General features: G+C 32.7%; 17 protein-coding genes. 3 read left to right on the top strand and 14 right to left on the bottom strand.

Annotated features, from left to right (window positions below; translation table 11 throughout):
* Nucleotides 1-133: 133 nt before the first annotated feature.
* From G3A47_RS07170 to G3A47_RS07230, 13 genes are all read right to left on the bottom strand, one after another.
* Nucleotides 134-610 (bottom strand): hypothetical protein, encoded by a 477-nt coding sequence (locus G3A47_RS07170; protein WP_166921497.1) that lies wholly within the window; start codon nucleotides 608-610, stop codon nucleotides 134-136.
* A gap of 216 nt (nucleotides 611-826) precedes the next feature.
* On the bottom strand, nucleotides 827-1,630 hold the full coding sequence (locus G3A47_RS07175; protein WP_166921498.1) for a hypothetical protein: 804 nt from the start codon (nucleotides 1,628-1,630) through the stop codon (nucleotides 827-829).
* Between the two features lie 213 nt (nucleotides 1,631-1,843).
* Nucleotides 1,844-2,638, bottom strand: a complete 795-nt coding sequence (locus G3A47_RS07180; protein ID WP_166921499.1) for a hypothetical protein — start codon at nucleotides 2,636-2,638, stop codon at nucleotides 1,844-1,846.
* 251 nt (nucleotides 2,639-2,889) lie between these two features.
* Nucleotides 2,890-3,363 (bottom strand): hypothetical protein, encoded by a 474-nt coding sequence (locus tag G3A47_RS07185; protein ID WP_166921500.1) that lies wholly within the window; start codon nucleotides 3,361-3,363, stop codon nucleotides 2,890-2,892.
* A gap of 84 nt (nucleotides 3,364-3,447) precedes the next feature.
* Nucleotides 3,448-4,254, bottom strand: coding sequence for a hypothetical protein (locus tag G3A47_RS07190; protein ID WP_166921501.1), 807 nt, complete (start codon nucleotides 4,252-4,254; stop codon nucleotides 3,448-3,450).
* Between the two features lie 72 nt (nucleotides 4,255-4,326).
* The gene (locus G3A47_RS07195; RefSeq protein WP_166921502.1) at nucleotides 4,327-5,133 is read right to left on the bottom strand and encodes a hypothetical protein; all 807 of its coding nucleotides are present in this window, start codon (nucleotides 5,131-5,133) and stop codon (nucleotides 4,327-4,329) included.
* Between the two features lie 20 nt (nucleotides 5,134-5,153).
* Entirely contained in the window at nucleotides 5,154-6,590 is a 1,437-nt protein-coding gene (locus tag G3A47_RS07200) for a hypothetical protein (RefSeq protein WP_166921503.1), read from the bottom strand.
* A 324-nt stretch (nucleotides 6,591-6,914) separates the two neighbouring features.
* Nucleotides 6,915-7,520, bottom strand: a complete 606-nt coding sequence (locus G3A47_RS07205; protein ID WP_166921504.1) for a hypothetical protein — start codon at nucleotides 7,518-7,520, stop codon at nucleotides 6,915-6,917.
* 136 nt (nucleotides 7,521-7,656) lie between these two features.
* On the bottom strand, nucleotides 7,657-10,503 hold the full coding sequence (locus G3A47_RS07210; RefSeq protein WP_166921505.1) for a T9SS type A sorting domain-containing protein: 2,847 nt from the start codon (nucleotides 10,501-10,503) through the stop codon (nucleotides 7,657-7,659).
* A gap of 327 nt (nucleotides 10,504-10,830) precedes the next feature.
* A complete protein-coding gene (locus tag G3A47_RS07215; RefSeq protein ID WP_166921506.1) occupies nucleotides 10,831-12,531 on the bottom strand; it encodes a sodium/sugar symporter in 1,701 nt (566 codons plus the stop codon).
* Nucleotides 12,532-12,725: 194 nt separating this feature from the next.
* The gene (locus tag G3A47_RS07220) at nucleotides 12,726-13,790 is read right to left on the bottom strand and encodes a UDP-glucose--hexose-1-phosphate uridylyltransferase (protein WP_166921507.1); all 1,065 of its coding nucleotides are present in this window, start codon (nucleotides 13,788-13,790) and stop codon (nucleotides 12,726-12,728) included.
* Nucleotides 13,791-13,806: 16 nt separating this feature from the next.
* Nucleotides 13,807-14,967: a galactokinase gene (gene galK / locus G3A47_RS07225; protein ID WP_166921508.1), complete on the bottom strand. Its 1,161-nt coding sequence runs from the start codon at nucleotides 14,965-14,967 to the stop codon at nucleotides 13,807-13,809.
* Nucleotides 14,968-15,013: 46 nt separating this feature from the next.
* Nucleotides 15,014-16,069 carry an aldose epimerase family protein gene (locus tag G3A47_RS07230; protein ID WP_166921509.1) on the bottom strand — a complete coding sequence of 352 codons (1,056 nt, stop codon included), beginning with the start codon at nucleotides 16,067-16,069 and terminating at the stop codon, nucleotides 15,014-15,016.
* A 101-nt stretch (nucleotides 16,070-16,170) separates the two neighbouring features.
* Between G3A47_RS07230 and G3A47_RS07235 the strand changes: the two genes are divergently transcribed.
* A complete protein-coding gene (locus tag G3A47_RS07235) occupies nucleotides 16,171-17,169 on the top strand; it encodes a GntR family transcriptional regulator (RefSeq protein ID WP_166921510.1) in 999 nt (332 codons plus the stop codon).
* 215 nt (nucleotides 17,170-17,384) lie between these two features.
* Here G3A47_RS07235 and G3A47_RS07240 read toward each other — a convergent pair whose 3' ends face one another.
* Nucleotides 17,385-18,074: an NUDIX hydrolase gene (locus tag G3A47_RS07240; protein WP_166921511.1), complete on the bottom strand. Its 690-nt coding sequence runs from the start codon at nucleotides 18,072-18,074 to the stop codon at nucleotides 17,385-17,387.
* A gap of 340 nt (nucleotides 18,075-18,414) precedes the next feature.
* On the opposite strand from G3A47_RS07240, the gene G3A47_RS07245 reads away from it, so the two are divergent.
* Nucleotides 18,415-19,137, top strand: a complete 723-nt coding sequence (locus G3A47_RS07245) for a CPBP family intramembrane glutamic endopeptidase (RefSeq protein WP_166921512.1) — start codon at nucleotides 18,415-18,417, stop codon at nucleotides 19,135-19,137.
* Nucleotides 19,138-19,189: 52 nt separating this feature from the next.
* Entirely contained in the window at nucleotides 19,190-19,810 is a 621-nt protein-coding gene (locus tag G3A47_RS07250) for a hypothetical protein (protein ID WP_166921513.1), read from the top strand.
* The last annotated feature ends 2 nt before the right edge of the window (nucleotides 19,811-19,812 follow it).

Consider the following 19,812-nt stretch of genomic DNA (forward strand, 5'->3'; position numbering starts at 1 on the left):
ATTATCTATATCTTTAAACAAAAAAACAATATAGTTACTAAGAAAATCGGCAAGTTCATTGTCTTTTAGTTTTTTATTATTGTCATAAAATCTTGAAGATCGCACAGATTCATCAGGAGATATAGCTTTTGACTTAAAACATTGAATACTTCCAATCTACCTCGTATTTTAATAAAGTGTTTTGATTTATTTTTTCTAAGATAAATATTCTAAAAAATGGACCGTAATCCTCTGTTAAAGGATACATAATTGGACTTTTCAAATTCATTCTTTTTTCTTCGAGGCTCTTTTTTTCTTTATAAAACTTATATGCATTTTCTTGTAGATTTTTAGGATTCTCAAGTTTGTATTCTTTTAAGCTATTTAAAGAAAATGTATCAATTTTATGTTTCTTTTTATCATAAACAAAAGTTTGTCTGCTTAAATAAAAATAGGTTTTTCCATCATGCTCTTTTTTTTCATCCGCTTTAGACAAATCAAAAAGCAAATATTTTACAGATTTTTTATACTTATTTCCTCCTCTATAGAAACTAAAAAAGCCACTCTCTTTAGATTGCGCAAACATGGTAAATGATATACTAAATAAATATATGTAAATTAATTTTCTCATAATTTAGTTGCAATTTGAAGGGCCGTTATAAAAATTCTCCTTTATTAAATTATTAATATTTGTTTTTCGTTGGAGTTAAATTATTCCTAGTCTTGATATTGTTATCTTTTAAGTTTCCGCATAGCATAGACTAAAAACATTATTCGACTCTTACCCAAGATAATTTACACACTCTTGTATAGTCATTTGATGTACTTTCATAATAGAAAAAAGAAATTAATCAAAACTAATAGTACCAGCATAAACCTCTATGAATTCTGTTTTTTGTTTGTTTTCTCTAACTAAAATGACAACATAATTACTAAGAAAGGTAGCGAAGTAATGATCTTTTAAGGATGTTGTTTTAATTTTATCATAAAATTTTGAAGATTTTATATATTCTTCTAGTAGTAGAATTTTTTTAGGTTTCAAGCCATGTATTATTTTTTCTTCGATAAAAAGAAAGGGATCGCTCTTATTGCTGTCTTTCAGGAAATACCATTTTTGATCTCCTTCCGGTTCACGAATATATTCATTATCTAATTTAAAGAAAAGGGTGTCTTTTATTCTATTGTCAATTACATTCCAGTCCTTGTCACGTGTTGGATAATAAGAGGTATATTCCAGATGACGTGGTTTTATAAATTCATTTCCATTAACAAAAAAGATTTCATATTTATCCGTTAAGGAATCTTTTAGTTTTGTGTTGTCTACTATTTGATTATAGACTCCTTCATAATAGAATTTTCTGTTTTCTATATAGTTTTTTATTGAGAGTATCTTTTTGGTCTTTAAATCTGTTATTAAATATCCATTACCTATAAAAGTAATGTAACCATTTGTTGTGGTATGTTTTATTTGTTCTCTTTCAGCTTCGACCTTTTCGAGATAAGTCTTGTTATAAGTGTTTGGAGTAATTGTAGGAGATATGGTATAATATTTATCTATGCCAAAAAAAAGAGTATCTTTTTCCTTTTCTTGCGCTTCACTATAACAAATAAACAATATTAGTTGTAATGTAAATATAAAATGTATTTTCATAGTTAGTTATATTAGAATGGTATGTTATGTGCAAGGAGCATTTCTACTTAACATATTGACTCTGTTCGCAAGATTTTCTATTGCTGTTTTTTTCAAAAGGCATACCTTTCTAAACTCGATCATCATTATCTTGTAGTCCCAGTAGCATAAAATTCATTACTTGGCTCTTTACATTATCATAATGACTAATATTTTTATTAGAATTGCAGTTTTTTATTCAATAACAATACTTGGATAAACTCTAATGTATTCACTTATTGTGTCTTTATCTTTTACCAGAAATAAAATGTAATTGGATAATAAATCCATTAATTTATTATCTTTTCTTTTATCATTAAACTTTAAATTGTGGACAAATTTTTCAAAACTCAGAATTTCATTTGTGTTTAGTTTTACATCTTTTTCTGTTTTTCCTTTTTTAAAGAAAAATGTACCATCGTTTGATCCATTATTATCTTTAAACCAATAACCTTCTGAATCATTTGTTGATTCATATACATAATCGTTATCTAATTTAAAAAAAAGGGTATCTTTTATATTATTATAAACAGTGCTTTTTTCTTTACGTATAGGATAATAGGAGAGGTAACTAAAATTGCTTGATTCAATAAATTTATCTCCCTTTACAAAAAAAAAATTGTATTTATTTATTAAAGAATCTTCTAACTTTTGTCTATCTATTATTTTGTTATGCGTGCCATCAAAATAGAATTTTCTGTTTTCAATATAATCTTTTAGAGACATAATTTTTTTTGGTTTTAAACCTTTTATTAACGAACCATTACCAATAAAATAGACATAACCATTTGTTTTTGTATGTTTCATCTGTTTCTTTTCAGTTTTAACCTGCTCTGCATATGTTTGTTTTGAAGTGCGTGGTGTGATTGTAGGTGAAATAGTATAATATTTATCTATGCTAAAAAAAAGGGTGTCTTTTTGTTTTTCCTGAGCTTTTACTACTGCTATAGAAATAGCAAATAGCAGAAGCATTGAGAAATATGTTTTCATAATAAATTAGGTTTTATAATTAAGGACAGTTCACATTTCTGGTTAAGACATTGTCTCTAAGCCTAACCGTTTAATTTTCCGTAATTATGGTAGAATCAGCGGGGATAAATTCTGTTTTATTATCTATATCTTTAACCAAAAAAACAATATAGTTACTAAGAAAATTGGCAAGTTCATTGTCTTTTAGTTTTTTATTATTGTCATAAAATCTTGGAGATCGCACAGATTCATCAGGAGATATAGCTTTTGACTTAAAACATTGAATACTTCCAATCTACTTCATATCTTATAATTTTATTATCTATTGTTTTTTCTAGAATATATACTTTAAAATAATCATGTGTACTTGATATTGGCATTGAGTTTGGTATTACACGTTTTTCAGTCTTATTAAGTTCAATTATTTTTTCTTTAAAATAGTTATATTCTTTTTCTGTTAAGGTATAAGGATCTTCAAGCTTTATTTTTTTTAAGTAATCAAGGGAGTAGTGATTAATTTTATTCTTGCTAGAGTTAAAGATGAATGTTTGATCACCTATGTAAAAATAAGTTTTATTTCCGTCTTCGTTTTTTTTATTCTCATTCAATTCATTAAAAAGTACATATTTAATTGGTTTTAAATGCTTACTTCCGTCTTTATAAAAAACAAAATAATCACTTTCTTTTGTTTGAGCTTGGACGACAAAAGAAATTATAAATAATATTATATAAATAAATTTTCTCATAATTTAGTTGCAATTTGAAGGGTCTTTGTAAAAAAATATCCTTCATTTAACCAAAGAAATAATATACGAGTTTTTGTAATAAATTTATTCGATTGCAAAACTTGGCTGCACCTGAATATAGTTTATTCTTTTATCATTTTCTTCGACTAGAAAGACTACATAATTATTTAAATATTCCCAAAGATCATTGTCATTTACTTTTTGTTGTCTGTTTTTATCATATAATCTTGAAGATCTTACAAATTCATTAAATGAAAAAATCTTATTAGGCTTTAAATCATTTATTTTTTGAACTTTATTGAAGAAAAAAGCGCCATAAATAGAATCAAAAGTACTTTTAAGTAAAAGTACTTTTGATTCGTATTTTGATTCATAAAAATCTTGATTGTCTAGTTTAAAGAAAAGTGTATCCTTTATTTTATTATCAATTACATTCCAGTTCTTGTCGCGTGTCGGATAATAAGAAGCATATTCCAAATGTCGAGGTTGAATAAATTGATCTCCATTTACAAAAAAAAGGGTGTACTTATCAGTTAAAGAATCTTTCAGTTTCCATTTATCAACTATTTTGTTGTAAGTTCCATTATAATAAAACTTTGCATTTTCTATATATTCTTTTATTGATAGAATTTTTTTTGGTTTTAGATTTTTAATTAAATAACCATCTCCAATAAAGAATATGTAGCCATTAGTTTTTGTATGTCTCATTTGTTTTCTTAGAACTTCTATTACTTCAGTATAAGTTTTATTACCCGTATATGGAGTAATTGTAGGCGATATGGTATAGTGCTTTTCTATGCTAAAGAAAATAGTGTCTTTTTGTTTTTCCTGAGCTTTTACTACTGCTATAGAAATAGCAAATAGCAGAAGCATTGAGAAATATGTTTTCATAATATATTAGGTCTTATATTTAGGGATAGTTCACATTTCAGGTTAAGACATCGTCTATATTACCATAACCATTTAATCTTCCGTTATTATGGTAGAATCAGCGGGGATAAATTCTGTTTTATTATCTATATCTTTAACCAAAAAAACAATATAGTTACTAAGAAAATCGGCAAGTTCATTGTCTTTTAGTTTTTCTCTTTCCTTTTTCTCTTTCTTATAAAATCTGGAAGATTGCACAAATTCTTTGAAAGACAATATTTTCCCGGGTTTCAAATCTTGTACTTTTTCGCCTCCTTTTAAACAAAAATATTCATTTTTGCTACTGTCTTTAATAAGATACCAATTTGTAGTTACTTCGGATTCATAAAGATATTGATTGTCTAATTTAAAGAAAAGAGTGTCTTTTACTCTATTGTCAATTACATTCCAGTTCTTGTCACGTGTCGGATAATAAGAAGTATATTCCAGATGACGTGGTTTTATAAATTTATCTCCCTTTACAAAAAAAATTTCGTATTTATTTGTCAAAGAATCTTCTAATTTTTGCCTATCTACTATTTTGTTATGTGTGCCATCAAAATAGAATTTTCTGTTTTCAATATAATTCTTTAAAGACATAATTTTTTTTGGTTGTAAACCTTTTATTAACGAACCATTACCAATAAAGTAGACATAACCATTTGTTTTTGTATGTTTCATTTGTTTCCTCTCAGCTTTCACCTGCTCAGCATATATTTGTTTTGAAGGGTTTGGTGTGATTGTAGGCGAAATAGTATAATATTTATCTATGCTAAAAAAAAGGGTGTCTCCTTTTGTCTGCGCTTTTATATTAAGAGCAGAAAAAAAAGAAATTAAAAAAAACAATATATGAGTTTTCATAATTAAATCTTTTATTTCTATTAATTAGGACAGGGTACTGTTTTACTAAATTTTGTTACCCTGCTTGCAAGTGCTTTTATTTCTGCTTTTTTTATTTCTGGCAAATCATTCCAAGGTTTAACAGCCTCAGATTGTAAACCACCCCATGCAAAAGCTTCATAGAAAGCATCACTAGGTGCTTCACCATAGTAGTCAATATAAGCTTTATAGTCATTTGGAAGTACGTTCTTATGAAACTCCTTTAAAGCGCTTTTCATGCTATTTATATATAGTATAGCCATAACAGAATGCTGTTGTTCTTTTTCGTAATTCTTAAAGGTTGCTTTAAAATCTAAAACTTCTTGGGTTTTTGCTTTTTTCGTATTTGTTTTTCTGCGCATATCTGCATGGATGTATTCATGTAATATAACTCGTACTGTCTCAAGAGCGGCATTATTATTGGCTTTATCTGTACTGATTTCTATAGTTATCAATTTGCCAACGGGTACCAGAGTTTGTCCGTTAATTTCTTTTTTACTTTCTTTTGAAATTACTTTATCTAATGAAACAATCCTAATATCAAATTCAGATGTGCCCTTAAAATTAGCTAATAATTTTTGTACAAAAGAATTTCCATTTTTAGTTAATAAGTCATTTAGACATTTTGCTTTTCCCTTAAGTTCATCAATTATTTTTACAGGAGTTGGTGCCGTAATGCTGCCTCCGCCTCCATTACCGCCACCAGGGGATGTATAACCACCCGGAGTTGTACCGCCTGCTGTCACAGGAGGACGTGGCGTATAAATTACCTTAGCAGAAGGGTCAGGTTTAGTCTTAGGTTTTGATATCTTAATTACTTCTCTTAAAGGAATTCCGGGACCATCACCGTTTCCTAAGCCACCACATCCCCCATCGCCAAAATCAGCATAAACACAGGGTGGGTCAGGTGCGGCTTTGTCTGTTTTGATTTTACTATGCGAAAATTCGGCAACGCCATTCTCTACCAGTTTATTATTTATAAATTTAGCAGCTCTAACCGGACCTGTTTTTAAATCCCAAACAGTGATATAACCTGTAAAGTTTCCTCCATCAACAGATTGACTCTTCGGTTTAACATTTTTATTGGAATATATTTCAAAGAGAAGTGCTTTATAGTTGCCAGTAGCGAATTTATAAATATAGAGTTTCTGTTCCCAAAATTCCCGCTCCTCTTTTTTCAGTTCTATAACAGGAACAATTATGGTTTCCGTTCCATCGCCAGATTTTTTAAGAGAGGCTTCAGACCAGTCATAGTTTAAATTATCAAGAAAGACATAATTATTTCCCACTGTCTGGTATTGATTAAACCAATTCCTGGCAAGAGAAATATTCGTTTTTTGAGGAGCGACAGGATCTTCGTCTTTTTGGCATTTTAATAGAGTGCCTGAAACGAGTAGGACAATGACTGTGCAAACTAAATTTTTAATTCTCTCTCTCATGATTGTCCGTTTTATGGTTTATTGCACTTTAAACCCTTTGCTTGGTTATTACAATACAATGATAGTTATGTTTATGAGAGAAAAAGATTACTTTTTAATAGAAGTCATAGAAGAATTTATTTCTGTTTGTTTTAGAAATAAATAATGGTAAGTGGTTGATAATCATTACTGAAATAAGATCTAAATATAAAAACCGTCAAGTTTCATAGACTTGACGGTTTTTATGTTTAAGAAAGGCTAAAATTATCTTTTGAAAAGTAAACGATAAAAGAAGTATTTCTTTATCAGGATATCATTTTCTATGAAGATTTCAAATCCGTGATTTTATTTGTATGCTTTTTTTAATAACATTTTAGATAATGATTTTGCTGTTTTGGCATATCCTTCTCCAATTCTTAATTCGTTACTGAAATTACTTCCCCATTGGTCTCCGGGAGCTTCATCGCTGGTAATTTCAAGTAGCACATTTGATTTGTTAGCCGTTTCAACAAATCTTAAATTTGTAGTAACTTTTGCAGGTTGCTTCATGATGCCGGCATCCCAACCCGGGTAAACCCAAATGGTTTGTACAATTAAAGTATAAGGAGTATTTAAACCTTCCTGAAAGTTGACTTCTTTTTTATCTTTAGCTAAAACAATATTGGCTATTTCTAAGAATTTTGGAGTCCAGATTAATTCTTTGGCAGAATTCCATTTCTTTTTCCAGATGGCACCGTTTCCTTTTGCTTTTTCTTCCAGTTCTGCTGCTCTTTCTTCAACATATTGGGCTTCAGATTTTTTTTCTTTCATCATCGTAAAATTGCTATAATCAAATTCTACGTTAATTTCTTTTTGATCTTTTAAAAAGGCAAAATTTCCTTGAAGTACATTCATGTCTTGAGAGAAGGCCATTCCGGAAACAAAAAACAGGATAAGTAATAGTTTTTTCATAAAAAGGGTTTACAGTTAGAGCGCCAAATGTAAATAATATTTTATTAAAAAACGGGAGTGGTTTAAACAAAAAAAGAGATGCTTTTTACATCTCTTTTATCCTTTTTAACAAGCAATTGCACGCAATAGATTGCTTCTAATTTTTTATTATTTTGCCGGAAATCTTTTTACCATTTTCAAGTTTTACAGCTACGATATACCATCCTTTTTGAAGTTCAGAAAGATTGATTGAGTTTTTATTTTTCTGGGTAATGATATTTTTACCGTTCATATCAATAATATATACAACCTCTATATTTTCTTCTGTATCAATGGTTAATATGTCTTTGACAGGATTTGGGTAGACAATCAGAGGAGAATCAAATGTTAGATCTTTACTTATAGCATTAGTACTTAAGGAGCGATTAGCATTAGTTTGATTGGTGTAATAATACTGTAATTTCTGAATCCAGAAGTGATCATCAGTAAGAGTGGTTCCCGGGTTTCCAATTCCATCTGTACTAGCTCCTACACCTGCTCCCATTAAGATAAGTTTGGTTCCGCTACTTTTTACCTCTGCAAAGTGATTTCCAAAAGTTACTTTTTTTGTGGTAGGGTTAACCTGAAGTTTAGGGTCGGCATGTTTATTCTGGCTGAAATAGTTATAACGATACGTGTCATTTGAGAAATTTACGGTATCCCCAAAGAAAAAAGTAGTGGCAGAATCTTCGTAATGCTGGCTGGTATTATTTAAAATTTGGAAAGGACCCGCTGTTCGTTCGTTTAGAGTCTCTGAGCCATTGATATGTCCTACCGGGATTTGCCATAGGATAACATGTTTGCCGGAGGCTTCGTAAAGTTTTTGAACAAAATTCAGGTAATTCATCCAGTGGTCATTATTCCAGAACCAGGTATAAGAGAAGGGATCAGCAGGATTACCTGTGCTTCCGGCGCCCATGGCATCAAGACCATATTTGTCAATAGAAATAAAGTCTGCATCATTAGACATAATTCCCATACTATTGGTGTATTGAAAAATATCTACAGCGGTTTGTTTAATTTTGTTAAGCTGAGTAGTAAAGGTGCCGGTATCTGTTTCCCTGATAATTCCTTTTGGACCGGCTACACCTGATTTTGCCCAAAGATTGAGCTGCCATCCAAATTCCATATTCAGGTTTTCGTTTGTTCTTTTCTTGTTGAGTTCAAAATTGATTCTTTCTACTAAGGTTTTTAATGTACCTGCATTTTGTGATATGCTCGTTGCACTTACGGCTGTTGTAGTGGTTATAGGTTCGTTATACTGCTGCATATAACCCAGAAAATCAGGCTCTAATACCACTCCAAAAAACTCATCTCCCAGTTCAGCTTTAACCTGATTCAGGAAAAGGTTGAGATTATTGAAATAAGCCGTCATATAGGAAGCATCTTTTACGTGCGCGAGATCCAGGTCGTAAGATTCGCTTCCGTCTGGAATGTTATAAAAAACAAAGAAAGGAATAAGGCCCATTTTTAATGAATTCCTTGCAAATTTTATAGCTCTGTCAGGCTGCCAGGTATTCCATCCGGATATTGGACCACCATTGATATAAATATATCGTACATCCATTCTGTTGTTTTTGAGCAGATTGCTGTCGTCAATGCCGTTGTTGTAAAAATTGACATCATCGGTAGTGTCTTCAGATACAGATCCCACAGAAACATAATCAGGATATCGTAACGGGCTTCCATTGGCATTGTCTATTCTTAAACCAAGATGATATACCGCACCATCTGAAGTTGTTATTTGTAGTCCGGATCTGCCCGCTTTTTTAGGAGTGATTTTTAAAACATTTCCGGTAATAGTGTAATCAAATATTGTAATATTCCTTCTTTTTAATGAAGTGATCGTTTTATCAAAAACGTAGGTTTTATTTATTCCGTTAATCGCTTTTAATTGGTTTGGAAGCGAGGCAAAAGAAATATTTTGTGTGGCAGGATTCACAATGGTAAGTTGTAAATTAGCTGTTGCTACCGTACCATTGTTATCAGTCACAACTATTTGCAGTGCATTATTTCCATAATTCTGAGGGGTCCAATTAAAGGTATAAGAATTTTGCGGATTGGTACTCACAGTAGCATTAGTTCCCGCAGTAGTATCTTTAAATAGTATGCTGCTGACAGAACTTCCGGAAGAGGGCTGAACAGTAAAACTAATAGGTATAGGAGAAAAATTTAGCTGAGAATACGAGGTAGCATTCGGTGGACTGGTAATTGTTATAGCTGCAGGAGCGCTAATAGCAATTTTAATAGTCGTGTTTATTACAGTGCTTACTCCAATTGAGTTTATAGAAGTATATCTAATGTTGTAATCTCCATAGGCGGCAGGTATCCAGTTGTAAGCTATGGTGTTGCCCGATATACTCATATTGTAAGACGTATAGGCAGATTCAGTTGTTTTTTTTATTTCGACTTTATTTTGTGTTGCCGAAAAGCCGTACAGATTGAGTGTTGCGGTAAGGTTGATAGTAGATAAGGTAGTTTTTATAATAATTTGCCCATCTGCGTAGGTTGGCGAAATAGCGATGGGTATAATACATACTCCAAGAAAGGTGTAGGCAGAAGACTGATCGGGAATTTCTGTTCCGGCGACCCAATATTTGGCTTTATAGACGCCATTGTTGTATCGTACAATGTTGTTTGTATTGTAGTTGGGTGTTGAGCTGTTCCAGTCAGAAACGGTACTGCATGCTGTGTAAGCGAGTGAAGGATTATTAATAATTAATTGTTCATCACAACTTCCTATTGCAGTCCAGGTAGTGCTCGACCCGGGAGTAGTACCGGCTCCTTGAGACCAGGAACTATTTTTATACACCACATTATTATGTCGGACATAAGAGTTACCGGGATATTGCGTTGTAGAATACCAAGCAGGAATACCGCATGAATTGCCTAACTGTGCTTCTGCTAAAATCGGAATAAAGCAGAAAAAAAGCGAGCAGAATAAAAGTTTATAATTTTTTAGCATAGTAAAAATGTTTTTTGTGTTATACATTCTGTTAAGTGCACGTACTTGATAGTATGTATTGGTCAACATTATTAAATTACATACCTTCAAGTTTAAAAAAAATCAATACGAATATCAAATATAGTAAGAAATTGCTTAAATATAATGCATTGTATTGTAGGTAAAATAGTTAAACATGTAACAATTACCGCTTATTTTGTGAGAAAAAGTGTAAAATATAGCTATAGCGTACAATTACCGGAAAAAAACAAACCCGACAGGTTTCTAGAAACTGTCGGGTTTGGATAATCTTTTTTATTCTTTAAAAAAAGAAAAGCGTAGAAGAAACTACCAGAACTTAACGTATAAGGCAATAATGGATAATAGTGTTATAATAATTAACACGGTTGTTTGTGGTTTAACTTTAAACATTTCCGCGTCTAATTCAAAAGCTTTTGGATTTACTTTTGGCCCTGCTAAACTAATTAACATCATTGCTACTGTTGTAAAGAAGAAGGACAATCCCATACAAATATGGAACGGGATTTCATAAGCTCCTTTTCCGTTGTTGTAAGCGGTGTATAATAAAGTTTCATTACCGAATAGCATTGGAGCATATTCATTAAATAATACTGACAATAAAAAGCCTAAAATTACTCCGATTACGGCTGCTGTACCGGTAGTTCTTTTCCAGAACATACCAAGAATAAACATAGCAAATACGCCCGGGCTAATAAATCCGGTGTATTTCTGAATGTAGGTAAAACCACCCACACCACCAATTCCCAGAACGTCATTCCATGTAAACAAAACGGCCAGAAGTATTGCGGCAAAAACAGCAATTCGGCCAATATTTACCTGTTGTTTCTCACCGGCTTCTTTCTGGATGTATTTTTTATGAATATCTAAAGTATAAATCGTAGAGATACTGTTGACTTTTCCGGCCAGCGAAGCTACAATGGCAGCTGTCAGAGCAGCAACAGAAAGCCCTCTAAGACCTGTTGGAAGGAAAGTCAGTACGGCAGAATAAGCACCGTCTTTTCCACCCACCAGTTGAGGTAAGTGTCCGTTTTGATGTAAAACATACGCCGCAATTCCGGGTAACATTACAATTAATGGCATTAACAGTTTTAAGAAACCGGCAAATAAAATTCCCGTGCGGGCCGTTTGTAAATCAGCACCCAAGGCTCTTTGTGTGATATATTGGTTGCAACCCCAGTAATTTAAGTTAATGATCCAGATTCCTGCCAGGTACGACAATAAGCCCGGAAAAGTTAAGTACTTATCAATATCTTGTTGTGAGGTCACAGCTGTTACAGTTGTGTCATGCGGTTTAGGGATGATCATTTTGAAATGCTCGGGAGCCTCTCTCATTAACACTTTAAAACCTTCGATTGCATTTTCTCCAAATCCAAAATAATGCCCCACGGTTGTCAAAGCAATATAGGATGTTACTAAACCTCCAATAATTAAAACAGCAACCTGAATAACATCGGTATAGGCAACAACTTTCATTCCTCCTAATGAAATAACTAAGGCAAACAGAGCCAGGCCAATCATAATCACATGCAGATATTCTCCGCCGGCGAGGCCATTAATGGCAACAGCGCCAAGATATAGAATAGAAGTTAAGTTTACAAAAACATATAAAAACAACCAGAAAACAGCCATGATTAAGGCAGTAGATTCGTTATAACGTGTTTTTAAAAATTGAGGCATGGTGTAAATCTTGTTCTTAAGATATACGGGAATAAACCAAACGGCTACAATAATTAAGGCAATCGCTGCAATCCATTCGTAAGCTGCAACAGCGATTCCTAAAAAGAAACCTTCGCCGCTCATTCCGATGAATTGTTCAGCAGAAATATTTGAGGCAATTAAGGAAGCACCAATAGCCCACCAGGTTAAATTACCCTCAGCCAAAAAGTAAGCCTTAGCATCTTGTTCGTCTTTTTTACGTTTGCGGTAAATCGTATAACCGTAGGAAGCTACTACGATAAAATAGATAATAAAAACCGCATAATCGGCGATTGCAAGGTTTTGGTTCATTGGTTTTGGTATTTAAGATGGTTAGTAAAGGAATGCTTGTGTAGGTTTTTTTGGTTTAGGGCAAAAAGGGGCGTTTTTAATAGATTATTTTTTTTGGTTAAGTTGAAGAGCAAGATTCAAAATGTGGAATGAAATTAAATCTTGCTCCGATAATAAGTTTGTTTTTTTGATTTATGTAGGGGGAGTTTTTATATTTAGTTTGCTTTTGCTTTACTGGTTTTGTAATGTACATCAGATGATTCTCTTAAGACTTGTGCACTTTTCTCAGGAGTAATGTCTCGTTGTGATTCGCCTAACATTTCATAGCCAACCATAAATTTTTTGACCGAGGCAGATCGCAATAATGGTGGATAGAAATGCATATGAAAATGCCATTCCAAATGTTCTAATCCATCTGTCGGAGCTTGATGAATTCCGGAAGAATAAGGAAAAGAAGTGTTGAATAAATTATCGTACTTAGAGGTTAGCTGTTTTAAAATTAGAGCAAAAGAACTTGTTTCGTCTGCTGTTAAATCCGTGATTTTTCCAAAAGATCTTTTGCTGATTATCATGGTTTCATAAGGCCAGATTGCCCAAAAAGGCACCAGCGCTACAAAATGATCGTTTTCGATAACAATACGTTCTCCCGATCTTAATTCTGCCTGAAGGTAATCTGCCAGTAAGGTTCTTCCGTTTTTATTAAAATAAGCTTTTAAACTATTTTGAGTTTTTTCAACCTGAGTTGGTAATGATGATTGTGCCCAGATCTGACCGTGAGGATGCGGATTACTACAACCCATTATCGCTCCTTTATTTTCGAAAATCTGAACGTAATTGATGTATTTAATGTTTCCTAAATCAGTATATTCTTTTTTCCAGGTGGTAATGATATTTTCAATTTCATCACTATTCATTTCCGGCAGGGTAAGATCATGCCTTGGAGAAAAGCAAACCACTCGTGAAATTCCACGTTCGGGCTGTGCCTTAAAAAAAGTATGTTTAATGTCTTCTTCAAACATAATTTCATCCTGCTTCATGGCAGCGAAATCGTTCTCAAAGACGAAACTGCTGTCGTATTTTGGATTGTTCATTCCATTGGCCCTTACATTACCCGGGCAGAGGTAACAAGTCGGGTCATGTTTGGGTAAGGCTTCTGTTGGAACTGTTTCATTTTGGCCTTGCCAGGGACGTTTTGCACGATGGGGTGAAACTAAAACCCATTCGTTGATTAGTGGATTGAAACGTCTGTGGGGATCTTCGGTAATGTCAAAGTTTTTCATTTTGATTGTAGTGGGATTAATGGAGAGTTGTTCCGTTTGAAATTTTTACGTCATAAAATTTTAATTCAATCCCAAATGTATTTAAATAAAGATTCGAAAACTTATTTTTGACCTCATTTTCATGACCTTTTTTAATTAAATTTAGAGTGCAACCACCAAAGCCACCACCCATTAATCGGGAACCAATTATAGAATCATCTGCTTTTGCTGTCGTTACAAGCATGTCCAACTCAGCACAGCTAACCTCATACTCCTGAGATAACCCGTAATGAGTTTCAAAAAGCAGCGACCCTAAAAGTTCTATATTTCCATTGTCTAATGCCTCACAAGCTTTTAATACACGGTTAATTTCTTTTACAACAAAATGAACTCTTTTAAATATTGTAGGATTTAATTTATCCTGAATACTCAAAAGTTGTTGCTCACTACATTCTTTGAAACTTTTTATTTCGGGAAAATGACTTTTAATAATAGCTAAACCCTCTTCACATTCCATTCTTCGGGTATTGTATTCAGAGGTAAAAAGAGAATGTTTGACATTGCTGTCCATCAGAATCAGCGAATAATCTTTGAAATTGGCCTCATGATATTCAAACTCTAAAGTGTTACAATCTAGTTTAATTACTTTATTTTCGATCCCGTGAACGCTTGAAAACTGATCCATGATTCCGCAATTGATCCCTACCCAATGTTCTGCTTTCTGACCCATTAGCGAAATATCAACTTTTTTGATGGTAAGGTCAAAAAGTGCTGCAATTCCGAAAATCATTCCACATTCTAATGCCGCCGAAGAGGATAATCCGGAACCCACCGGAATAGTGCTGCTGAAAACGCAGTTGAAACCCTCAAAAGAATAACCATTATCCTGTAGTTGTTTTAAGACTCCAAGAATATAATTCGTCCAGACTACTTCACTTAATTGAATCTCCTGTGTCAAGTCAACCTCGAATTCTTCATTTAAATCGAGGGCAATTATTTTAGCTTTTTTGGTGTTGTTTTTTGCCAAAGTGAAACAAATCACTTTGTCAATCGCAGCCGGTAAAACATAACCGTCGTTGTAATCAATATGTTCCCCGATAATGTTGATCCTTCCCGGGGAAAGCACTGTTTTTTGAGGAGCGCTGTCAAAAGACTTCTCAAAAGAGGCGGTGGTATTTTGTATTAAAAGGTCATTCATTACTTTGTAAGTATAAAGGTATTGTCTGGTAGTTTTTCGGAAATCTTTAGTTTAAATTTTCAAATCGGTAAATCGTTTTCTGACTGTATTCTTCTCCTTTTCTTAAAACTGAACTCGGAAAGTGTTTGTGATTTGGCGCATCCGGAAAATTTTGTGTTTCAAAACAAATTCCGCTCGACGAATGATAATTGGCGTTCTCTTTTCCTTTTAGTTGATTATAACAATTTCCTCCAACATACACATGAACAACCGGTTGATCGGTGTAAACACTCATTTGCAAATTGTTTTTTGAACTGATTAATTGGGCAATAACGTCAGTCTTAGAATGTACCACAAAAGAAGTATCAATCGGGAATGGACATTTTTTTTGTGTTCTGAAGTCGAACACATGATCATTAAGTTCAATTAATTGTCCCGTTGGGATATTGTGATCGTCTGTTTCCACAATTTTATCCGATTCGACATATAATTCCTGCTCTAAAACAGAAGAATCAGCACCGTTGAGGTTAAAATAACTGTGATTGGTGAGGTTGATAATCGTATCTTGAGTAGTTGTTGCTTTATATTCGAGCTTTAATTCGTTTTCTTCTGTTAAGGTGTAGGTCAGATAAACCTGCAGCTCTCCCGGGAAGTTTTCGTCTGAATCCTCGCTTAAAAGACTAAATGTTATCGTTGAATCATTGCCCGAAATTGTATTTGTTACATCCCAGACTTTTCTTCCAAACCCCCAAATACCTCCATGTAAAGTACTGCCATTATTGTTGTCTGTGAGCTGAAACGTTTTGTCATTTAGTGTAAAGGAAGCATTGTTGATTCTTCCGGCATAACGACCTACAGTGGTTCCAAAATAAGGAGCGGTTGGTAAAGTATAAGATTCTAAGTAGGATTGCAGATTATCAAAGCCTAAAACGACATCGGTCAATTTTCCGTTCGAAAGCGGAACTTGCAGTGAAGTGACGGTAGCTCCATAATTGATAATCTGAACTTTCATTCCGTTTTTGTTGGTCAACTCAAAAGAATAGATTTCTTCGTTATTTGGCATTAAACCAAACAATTTGGAACCGGATAGATTCTGAAGAGTGGCTATATGTTTTGTTTTCATATAATTTTTTGTCAAAAATGGAATCCAAAAGTAAAAACATTTGAAAAACTTACATACCAGTACCTACCAGTTTTTTGTATATTGCGAAAAAAAGAGTTTCTATGAACGTAATTTCTGTACAAAACAATCTTGGTCTACCGAAGTATAAGCAAATAATTCTTTCAATTGAGAAGGCAATTGAAGAGGAGAAATTGCAGAAAGGAGACAGACTGCCATCGGTAAATAAAGTTTGTTTGGCTTTTTCATTGTCGCGGGATACCGTTTTGCAAGGCTATGAAGAACTCAAGAAAAGAGGGATTATTTATGCTATACCCGGTAAAGGATATTATGTGAAAAGTGTTGAAACTACTATAAAACATAAAGTTTTTTTACTTTTTGATGAATTGAATATTTTTAAAGAAGACATTTATAATTCGTTTTTAAAAAATATCGGAAAGCATGTTCAGGTCGATATTTTCTTTCATCATTTTAATGTTCAGGTATTTCAAAAACTCATAAACGACAGCAACGGAAATTATACCAAATACATTATCATGCCGACCGATTTAGCAGATTTGGCTGATGCGATAAAAACCCTACCAGTAAATGAGGTAATCATACTGGATCAGACAAATCCGGATTTAAAAAAATATCCCGCAATTTATCAGAATCATAAAAAAGATATTTTTGAAGGTTTGCTGAAAGGAAAAACACGATTAAGTAAGTACAAGAAATTGATTTTGATTTTCCCGGGATCAAGAGAACCGTTGGGGATGAAATTGGGGTTTGAAGATTTTTGTACAGTATACAATTTTGAACACGAAATTATAACCGAATTTACAGGAAGGGAAATCACGATAGGGGATCTGTATATCATTCCGAATGATCGTGATCTTGTAAAAGTAATTGAGGATGCCGGCAATCAGAATTTAAAACTAGGAAGTGATTTTGGAATTATTTCCTATAATGAAACGCCTCTAAAAAAAATCGTAGCCAATGGAATCACGACCATTTCAACTCATTTTGAAGCGATGGGAGAAATTTTGGCCCAAATGGTTTTGAAAGGAAGCAAAGAACAAATAGAAAACAAATCTTCATTGATTATGCGGAATTCATTGTAGACCAGGGAAAATGCTTGTAATCTATGAGAACTAAGGCTTTTTTGCCACAGATTAAGAGGATTAAATTGATTATTTCTCAGTTTGGGAAATAGTAAGAATACTGAGTTCAATTTTTGAAAAGTAATTACAGATCAGAAAAAAATCCTTTTAATCTGTGAAATCTGTGGCAGTTTTTTTCTACCACAAGTTGAATGGATTAAAACAATTAGGTCTATTTACAAGTTCAATGCAAAATTATTTAATAATTTTTCTTCGTATTTTTCTTTGTTGAAAGTATAGAGGTAAGACCCTTTTCGGGAGGATTGCATGTCTTTTTCGTCTAATTTGTTTAGAATCTCTAAAGAATTGATCTTACTGATAAAGTTTCGTTTGTCTAATTCTTTACTCAAAATGGCTTCGTACAATTCCTGTAACTGACGCATGGTAAATTTCTCGGGAAGTAATTCAAAACCAATTGGTTTTATAGATGTTTTGTATCGTAGTCTGCCAATGGCGTGCTGTAACATATCATCGTGGTCAAAAATTAATTTCGGAATATCATTGATGCTAAACCATTTGGCGTGATAATTCTGAATGAGTTCTGCGTTATGGTTTTCGATATTAATCAGCGCATAATAAGAAACAGAAATGGTTCTCTCAACAGGGTCACGATCAATTTCGCTGTAAGCATATAACTGCTCCATATAAATATCGTTTAATCCCGTGCAAGTATTCAAAATTCTAATAGCAGCATCGTCTAATGTCTCGTCTCGTTTTAAAAAACCGCCAATCAAAGACCAGCTGCCTTTCTGAGGTTCAATCTCCCTTTTAATCAGAAGTATTTTCAACCCCTCATGATCAAATCCAAAGATGATGCAATCTACTGCTAATAAAACCGTATCCGCAGTGCTATAGTTGTTTAGCATAGTCTGTTTTTTGTTGGTAAATATATAAACTTCTTAACGGATTTCATGCCTTATAATGTTGATTTTACATTTAATAGCTATAGTTCTCAAAAAAGACCTTTATATTCTATCGTCTTAATCTGACAGTTGATGTCCGTTTGCATACTGATTTTCAAATTTAGTGTAAAGTTAGCTATTTGCATAAAAATTCTTTGGGAAGCCAATTTAAGTGTTTTTATATTTTATTTTTGAAATTGGAAAGCGAGACCATTTGATGAAGTAAGGAGGGCATTTTTTTGATTATAAATAGGTTGTGAAGGGCTTTTGATATATAACTGCAATTTTTAGTAAAAACCAGAGGATGATAAATTTGATGTTTGAGAGTGTCTTGCCCGTATTGGTTGTACTACCTTTGATGCTTCTTTTTCTCAAAGACAAATCACAAGTTAAAACAATCGTACTTTTTGCTGTTATTTTTATCTTGTACCAACTAATTCTAAAGGCTCCAAAAGAATTTGTTTCGCTTCAAGTCATAAAAGGACAGTGGAATTGGACGGGAAAGCTTTTGGGAATAATTTTTGGTTTTATTCTATACAGTATACTAAAAGACAAGTTAAAACCATTTGATTTTTTGCAATTTAAGCAGAATCCAAAGACTTTTTTTAAAACAATGTTGCTTGCATTTCTAATGGTTTGCACTTCTTTTTTTTCGTATTTCGACAGCGTAAAAGAATTTAATTGGGAAACACTATTATATCAATTATCAATGCCTGGCTTAGACGAAGAATTAATGTTTAGAGCAATCTTGTTGGGACTATTATTAACTTGTTTGAGAGACAAAATTAAAATGGGTAAGTGGACCTTGGGGAACCCTAGTATTTTAATTATCGGAATTTTGTTTGGACTTGTACATGCACTTCATTTTAAAAACAACATCAAATTCGAAAGTTATATTTTTTTCTGTACATTCCTGTCCGGTTATATTTGGAGTTGGGTAACGGTTGAAAGTAAAAGTATTTTATTGCCTGTAATCTCGCATAATTTGACCAATTTTATGCAGAATTTAATAAGAATGGTTAAGTAAACAATTTGTTTGACTTTTTACCAAAAAAATAAAGAAACCAGAAATCAATAAAATGAGCAGGCAGCAGTTCCCAATTGTAATTTATCCCAAAGCAACAAAATTAGAACAAAGTTTGTTTGTCTTTTTAGTATTAGTTGTTTTTGTGCCATTTGCGTATGGAGTTATGGCAGGTGAAGTTATATATTGTTCGAGTCTTGTTTTTGGTATTTTTGGAATTGCAACCTATAACTATTTCACTGATTTTAAATTTACAATATCTAAAATCGTGCAAAAAAGAAAGTTTGTGGTTTTCACAGAAGATGAAATTTTGTTGGAAGAGGAGGAGAAAACAGTAGCTTATAAATGGTGTGAACTGGAACAAATAGAAATTAACATTTTTGCCTATAAAAACAAAAGGCGTACTAGTGATAGTCATTATAAAGGATTAGAGAATAGTATAAAGTTTAAAAAAGATACAATCGAATATGAGTATCTGTTTTATATAGAAGAGGAAATTCAGTTTAATTTGGTGCAGGATTTTTTTAAAAAGGGAGTACTTCCCGGTCTCTATGCATTGAAAAACATAAAGAATGAAACTATTTTTATCTCAGAATTAAATTACGAAAGATTGCAGGAATTTAAAAGAGAAAAATCGATTAACAGATACACAGACCAGATTTATTTTAATGTCTGAAA

Origin of the sequence: Flavobacterium poyangense (assembly GCF_011751075.1) — a bacterium.
GTDB classification, from domain to species: Bacteria; Bacteroidota; Bacteroidia; order Flavobacteriales; family Flavobacteriaceae; genus Flavobacterium; species Flavobacterium poyangense.